Here is a 953-nt window from a genome sequence, read left to right as displayed (position 1 = left end):
GGAGGAAAAGCAGCCAGGAAAGCCACTGCAAAAAGGAACGGAGATCATCCGTGATGTGAAAATGAGGTACCGTTCAGGGATGATCCTGCAGGTGCTGGCGGTGGAAAACCAAAGCTATATAGACTATGGCATGCCGGTTAGGTGCATGGGCTATGATGCTGCAGAGTACAGCAGACAGCTGAAGGAGAGAAAGCAGGAACGGAGGCTTCTTGCAAGGCATAAGGAAGAACATAAGAAAGAGCTGAAAACCACCATAGATGAAAGACTTTCAGGGATCCTGAGATCAGACAGGCTGCAGCCGGTTTATACGATCTGCCTCTACAGCGGGGAGGAACTATGGGACGGGCCAAGAAAGCTGTCAGATATGATGGAGTTCGATCCAGAGGATGAGAATCTGAGAGTGTTATTTGAAGAATACCATTTGCATCTATTCTGCATTAATGAACAAAATGGGTTTGATACATTCCGCTCCGGCTTAAGGCATCTGTTCCGTGCGATGAACTGCCGAAAGGATAAAGAGAGGATGGCAGAGCTGATAAAAAATGAGGCTTATGCTCATCTGAGCAAAGAAACCTGGGAAGCGATAGCAGTCATGACAGACAATGCAGCAATGCTTCAGAAGAAGGATTTATATAAGACCATAAACGGGGAAGAGGAGGAATACAACATGTGCCAGGCATTGGAAGAACTGATGGAGGATAACAGAAATGAAGGCAATTTGGAAAAGACGAAAACTGTAGTTAAAAATATGCTGGATCGGGGATATGAAATAGAAGATATCTGTGCCATAGCAGGATGTGAGGCTTCTTTTGTAGAAGAGGTGAAAAAGGAGCTGTTCCTGCAGTGACCTGAGCTAAAACTGGAATAACGGAAAAACATTTATTGCATAATGAAAACTTCTATGCTACACTCAAACCAAAGCATAGAAGTTTTCTTATTTTCGGACAAAGTCC

General features: G+C 44.2%; 1 protein-coding gene. It reads left to right on the top strand.

Annotated elements, in window-relative coordinates; all coding sequences use genetic code 11:
* A partial coding sequence (locus tag OCV77_RS16380) for a hypothetical protein (RefSeq protein WP_262576003.1) occupies nucleotides 1-847 on the top strand: 847 nt, incomplete at its 5' end.
* Nucleotides 848-953: the final 106 nt, after the last annotated feature.

The organism is Suilimivivens aceti (assembly GCF_025567405.1).
In the GTDB taxonomy this organism is placed as follows: Bacteria; Bacillota; Clostridia; order Lachnospirales; family Lachnospiraceae; genus Suilimivivens; species Suilimivivens aceti.
The sequence above is the reverse complement of the archived record's forward strand: the minus strand, read 5'-3'. Positions and strand labels throughout refer to the sequence as shown.